Origin of the sequence: Methylobacterium gregans (genome assembly GCF_022179245.1) — a bacterium.
GTDB classification, from domain to species: domain Bacteria; phylum Pseudomonadota; class Alphaproteobacteria; order Rhizobiales; family Beijerinckiaceae; genus Methylobacterium; species Methylobacterium gregans.
The window spans coordinates 76,267-82,266 of sequence record NZ_BPQM01000008.1 but is presented as its reverse complement, the minus strand read 5'-3'; the positions used below and the strand labels follow the sequence as shown (position 1 = coordinate 82,266).

Genomic DNA, 6,000 nt, shown 5'->3' with positions numbered 1-6,000 from the left:
GCAGCGGCGGCCGAGGCGGCGGGGACGCTGGCACAGGAGGCCAAGACCTTCCAGTTCCAGCTCGCCCGCGCCTTCCACCGCCGCAGCGCGCAGAACCTCGGCGCGCGCCTCGACAACGCGGCGGCACAGTACGATGCGGTGTTCACGACGCTGGATCGTGCGCTGGCTTGAAGGTCCTCCTGTGCGGTGCGGACCCCCTTTCCCCGCACGCGGGGAAGGGGGGCTCCACCCGAGCCGAACAGATCGCTTGGGGCACCCGGTGGTCGACCGCTACCGCATCCCGCGTTCGCTGACCGGGTCATCCGATCGAACCCGCTCCGAGATCCAGCATGGCCCGCATCCGCGCCGTCGACGGCGTCCCGCCGCTGCCCGTCGGCGGCCCCTGGCAGCTCGCGACCACCCCGTCCGGCACCTGCGCGGGGCCGGACGACCTCGCCGGGCTCGACGGCTGGATCCCCGCCCGGGTCCCCGGCACCGTCGCGGCGGCTTTGCGCGAGGCGGGCCTGTGGTCCGAGACCGAGCCGGCCCCGATCCATGACCGCGACGTCTGGTACCGCACCACCTTTCCGGGTACCGGCCGTGCGCGCCTCGCCTTCGAGGGATTGGCGACGCTCTGCGAGGTCTGGCTCAACGGCGCACCGATTCTTGCCAGCCGCTCGATGTTCCGCGCCCACGCGATCGCGGTGGATCTCGCTGGAGCGAACGACCTCGTCCTCTGCTTCCGCGCGCTGAAGGCCGAGCTCGACCGGCCGGCCAAGCGCGGGCGCTGGCGTCCCCGTCTCGCGACGCCCGGCTCGCTCCGCCACGCGCGCACGAGCCTCCTCGGCTTCATGCCGGGCTGGTGCCCGGGGATCGATCTCGCCGGTCCGTACCGTCCGATCACCCTGACGCCGCTGCCCGCGGACGCGCCGGAGCTCGCGGCAGCCGACCTCCGTGCCAGCCTCGACGGCGAGACCGGGCGGCTCGTCGCGCGGCTCCGCGTCGAAGGCCCGGTGGAGCGGGCCACGCTCCGCTGCGACGGCCGCGCCGTGGCGCTCGCGCGGACCGCGCCGGATCTCTTCGAGGGCGAACTCCTCCTCCCCGGCATCGCCCCCTGGTGGCCCCACACCCACGGCGAGCCGCGTCTGCACGCGGTCGCGGTCGATCTCGACGGCCGCACCCACGATCTCGGCCGCACGGGCTTCCGCAGCCTCACCCTGACCCGCCCGTTCGCGGAGGGGTTGGGCCTCGCGGTGAACGGCGTGCCGGTCTTCTGCCGCGGCGCCAACTGGATGCCGCCGGACCTCGTCGGCCTCGGCTGCGGCGCGGAGGACGCCCGCCCGCTCCTTGATCTCGCCCGCGAGGCCGGGATGAACATGCTGCGGATTTCCGGCATCACGCTCTACGAATCTCTCGCCTTCCACGATCTCTGCGACCAGATGGGCATCCTGGTCTTCCAGGACCTGATGCTCGCCAACTTCGACTATCCGCACGACGATCCCGCTTTCCGCGAGGAGTTGGAGGCCGAGATCGCGGCCCTCCTCGACCGGACCCAGCTCTCGCCTGCGCTCTGCGTGCTCTCCGGGGGCAGCGAGGTCTGGCAGCAGGCCGCGATGCTGGGCGCGCCGCAGGCGGTCTGGGCGGATTCCTTCGCGGGCGAGCGACTTCCGATGCTGGCCGGGGCGGTCCGGCCGGACCTTGCGGTGGTGCCGAACTCGCCCTCGGGAGGGGATCTGCCCTTCTCCACGATGGCCGGCGTGACGCATTATTACGGCGTCGGCGCCTACCGCCGGCCCCTGGAGGATGCGCGCCGGGCCGAAGTCGGCTTCGCCACGGAGTGCCTCGCCTTCGCGAACCTGCCCGAAGAGCCGAGTCTCGCCGCGATGAGCCTCGGCGACATGGAAGCGCAGCGCTGGAGCAACGGCATCCCGCGCGACCGGGGAGCGGACTGGGATTTCGAGCAGGTGCGCGACCATTATGTCGGCCTGCTGTTCGGGGTGGATCCGGCGGCCCTGCGCCGCGCCGATCCGGAGCGCTACCGTGACCTCGGGCGGGCCGCGGTCGCCGAGGTGGTGGAGGCGACCTTCGCCGAGTGGCGCCGGGCGCGCTCCGCGACCCGGGGCGGCCTCGTCTGGTTCCTGCGCGACCTCGCCCCCGGGACGGGCTGGGGGATCGTGGACGCGCGGGGCCAGCCGAAATCGGGTTGGTACGCCCTGAAGCGGGCCCTCCGTCCGGTGCAGGTCACGCTCTCCGACGAGGGGCTGAACGGGCTCCACGTGCACCTGCACAACGAGACCGCAGCCGCGCGCGACCTCACCCTGCGCCTCGCCTTCACGGATGCGGCGGGCCGCGCGGTCGCCAAGGCCGAGCGCGCCGTCACCCTTCCGGGTCGTTCATCCCAGACCCTCTCGTCCGCGGAACTCCTCGGCCGCTTCTTCGACGCCACCGACAGCTACCGGTTCGGGCCGCCGGCCCACACGCTCGGACATGCGAGCCTCTGCGAGCCGGCCGGCGCGGTCATGGCCGAGGCCTTCCATTTCCCGGGGGGGCGCCGGATCGAGCCGGCCGAGACCGGCCTCGCGGTGACCGCGGAGGGGGCTGCGATCCGCATCCGAGCGGAGCGCCACGCGCTCGGCGTACAGGTGGAAGCGGAGAGCGCGCGACCCGACGACACGGGGTTCCATCTCGCCCCCGGCACGGAGCGGCTGATCGCCTTCCCAGGGGTGATGCACCTGCCGCGCGGCCGGGTGCGGGCGCTCAATGCCCGCGAGACGGTGGGGTTCGGACACGGCGACTGAAGTCGCGGGATCCCGGAGGGCCGTCAAGGCCCGCGGGCGGGTTCTCAGGGCAGCGCCCCGAGGCCCCGCGGCTCAGGCTGCGGCAGGGTGCGGGCGGCGAGACAGGCGAGTGTCGCCAGCGCGAAGATCAGGCCGAAACAGATCCCGGTCGCCTCCGCGCCCGTCCGGAGCGCCGCGGTGAGCGGCGCGGCGACCAGAAGCCAGCGCTCACAGGCGCGCAGACCGCCGGCCTGCCGGGCCGCGACCACGAGCAGCACCGTGGCGGGCACGAGCGGCGCGAGGTCGTAGACCGGCACGTAGGGCGAGAGCATCGGCGCGGCGGCGAGCAGGGTCGCGGCGCGTAGGAGCGGGTCGGGGCAGGTCGTCCAGACCCGCCAGGCCAGAGCCAGGGCGCCGAGGCTCGCCGCGATCTGGACCGTCCAGGCCAGGGCGAAGGGACCGCCGGCCAGCCGCACCGCCCCGTAGGCGCTGGCGTTGAGGTCGAGGCCCGCCGCCGCCTGGCGCAGGATGATGCGGTCGGTCTCACCGAGCGTTCCGAGAAAGCCGAGCCACGGCGCGGTGCCGAAGGCCAGGAGCGCGGCGAGGCAGAGCGCCAGGACCGTACCGATGCAGGCGCCGAGGCAGCGCCAGCGCCCGGTAGCGAGGAGCAGCAGGGGGGGCAGCGCCGCGAGCTGCGGCTTGTAGGCGACGAGGCCGAAGCACAGCCCCGCCACCAGCGGGCGCCGGTCGACGAGAAGCGCCCCGAGGGTCAGGAGCCCCGCCGTGAAGAGCCCGTTCTGCCCGTAGGCGAGATTGCAGAAGACCAGTGGGTGGGCGAGCCCGATGATGATCGCCGCCCGGCCACCGGCGAACCGGAGGGCGAGGGCGAAGAGAGCCGTCCCCGCGAGCGTCCAGGCCAGGAAGGCGCTTGGCGGTGGCAGGGCCGCCACCGCGGCGGCGGGCAGCAGGAAGACCGGCGGGTAATGCCAAGCGAAGCGGCACTCCGGTCCGAAGGCCTCGCGCAGGTTCTGGAGATGGCGCGGCAGGTCGTAGGGCTCGGCCGCCGCGCCGCGCAAAGCCGCCTGACCGGCCGCCCAGACCTGCGTGAAGTCGACGCCCATCACGTTGCCGGTGCAGTCGCGCCCCGGCACCGGCCCCATCTCGAAGCCGAGGAGGACGATGCCCAGCATGACGGGCAGGAGCCAGAGGCTCGCCCGCAGCGCGAGCCGGTAGAGCCGCGTGTCGCTGCGCGCGAGGTCGCGCAGATCCGCGATCGCGGCGTGAAGACTCGCCTGAAGATTCGAGGGCGCGCGCAATCCCCACTCCCGCGGACGGTCCCGATTGCGCGTAGAATGCGCCCGGCCGGTTCCGGCGCGGTTAACGCGGACGGGGCTTCAGCCCGCCCGCAGCTCGTCCTCTAGGAAGGCGCGGACCTCGGCACGGTCGATGCCCGGCGCGATGAAGCTCCGGCCGATGCCGCGGGCGAGGATGAAGGTGAGGGCACCGTCGCGCACCTTCTTGTCCTGGGCCATGGCGTCGAGGAGGGCGTCGGCGTCGCCGCATCCGCCCGGCACCTGGGCGAGGCGGGTCGGCAGGCCGGCGAGCGCGAGGTGGTTGGCGACCCGGCCCGCCTCCTGGCCCGAGCAGAGCCCGAGCCGGGCCGAGAACCGGAAGGCCAGGGCCAGCCCGATCGCCACGCCCTCGCCGTGGACGAGGCGGGCGGAATCGTAGCCGGTCAGGCGCTCCAGGGCGTGGCCGAAGGTGTGGCCGAGGTTGAGCAGGGCGCGCTCGCCGTCCTCGCGCTCGTCGCGCACGACGACGCCGGCTTTGGCGCGGCAGCAGATCGCCACCGCCTCGTCGCGCTCGGGCCCGCCGGAGAAGATGCCGCGCCAGTTCGTCTCGCACCAGCCGAAGAAGTCGGCGTCGCCGATGAGGCCGTACTTCGCGACTTCCGCGTAGCCCGCCCGCATCTCGCGCTCGGAGAGCGTGTCGAGGGTGGCGGTGTCGGCGAGCACGAGGCGCGGCTGGTGGAAGGCGCCGACGAGGTTCTTGCCGAGCGGCGAATTGATCCCGGTCTTGCCGCCGACCGAGGAATCGACCTGGGCCAGCAGCGTCGTCGGCACCTGCACGAAGCGCACGCCGCGCCGGAGCGTGGCGGCCGCGAAGCCCGCCAGATCCCCCACCACGCCGCCGCCGAGCGCCACCACGAGGTCGCCGCGCTCGATCTTCAGGGCGAGCAGCCCGTCGCAGACAGCCGCGTAGCCCGCGTAGGATTTCGAGGCCTCGCCCGGCGCCACCACGATCAGCCCGGCGCGCAGGCCCGCCGCCTCCAGGCTCTCGCGGATCCGCGCTCCGTAGAGTTCGGCCACGGTCTCGTCGGTGACGATGCCGGCCGCCCGCGCCCCCAGCGCGGCGGCGCGCGCACCGGCTTCCGCGACGAGGCCGCGCCCGATCAGGATGTCGTAGGCGCGGCCCCCGTCGAGGGGCACGTGCACGGCGAGAGGAGCGTCGGACATGGGGGCGGACATGGCTTGAATGACTGTCTACTGCGCGGCGACCGCGGGGCGCGCCGATGGGTCGAGATGGGCCACGAGGGCTTCGAGCACGTCGTCGACCACCCGGTCGTGGGAGACGTCGCGGGAGAGCACCTCCACGTCGGCCTCGGCATAGACCGGGTGGCGCGCCTCCATCAGGGCCCGCATCGTCGCCTCGGGATCCTCGGTCTCGAGGAGCGGGCGGTTGCCGCGCTTGCGCACCCGGCGCATCAGCACGTCGAGCTCGGCCTTCAGCCAGACCGAGACCCCGGACTCGCCGACCCGCGCCCGCGTCGCGTCGCGCATGAAGGCGCCGCCGCCGGTGGCGAGCACGAGCGGGCCGGCGCGCAGCAGGCGTGCGATCACCCGCTCCTCGCCATCGCGAAAACTCGGCTCGCCGTAGATCGCGAAGATGTCCGGGATGGTAAGGCCGGCCGCAGCCTCGATCTCGTGGTCCGCGTCCTTGAAGATCAGGCCGAGGCGCTGGGCCAGCCGCCGGCCGACGGTGCTCTTGCCCGCCCCCATCAGACCGACGAGCACGATCGACCGGGTCCCCAGGGCCCGGCGCAGGCGCGCCTCGATCGGTTCTCCGCCCGGCTGAGCAGGCTCGTTCATCGCAGCAGACTTCGCATGGAACGGCGGGTCTTAGCGCGTTTGCCGGGGACAGGGAACGGCCGGAGACCCATCACGGCCGCGCTTCGCTCGGAAGC

At 73.7% G+C, this 6,000-nt stretch carries 3 protein-coding genes and 1 pseudogene; 2 read left to right on the top strand and 2 right to left on the bottom strand.

The window, feature by feature from the left end:
* The coding region (locus tag MFF54_RS02280; protein ID WP_283206242.1) for a DUF1839 family protein at positions 1–171 on the top strand (171 nt) is incomplete at its 5' end.
* 158 nt (positions 172–329) lie between these two features.
* Positions 330–2,777: a glycoside hydrolase family 2 protein gene (locus MFF54_RS02275; protein WP_238300935.1), complete on the top strand. Its 2,448-nt coding sequence runs from the start codon at positions 330–332 to the stop codon at positions 2,775–2,777.
* 44 nt (positions 2,778–2,821) lie between these two features.
* On the opposite strand, the gene MFF54_RS02270 is transcribed toward MFF54_RS02275, so the two are convergent.
* Together MFF54_RS02270 and aroB are read right to left on the bottom strand one after the other, a co-directional pair.
* Positions 2,822–4,072, bottom strand: coding sequence for a glycosyltransferase family 87 protein (locus tag MFF54_RS02270; protein WP_238300933.1), 1,251 nt, complete (start codon positions 4,070–4,072; stop codon positions 2,822–2,824).
* A gap of 78 nt (positions 4,073–4,150) precedes the next feature.
* A pseudogene (gene aroB / locus MFF54_RS27755) lies at positions 4,151–5,905 on the bottom strand (3-dehydroquinate synthase).
* Positions 5,906–6,000 lie beyond the last annotated feature (95 nt).

Excerpts from the sequence above, each read along its gene's own strand:
- MFF54_RS02275 (WP_238300935.1), top strand. The coding sequence starts at position 330 with ATGGCCCGCATCCGCGCCGTCGACGGCGTCCCGCCGCTGCCCGTCGGC.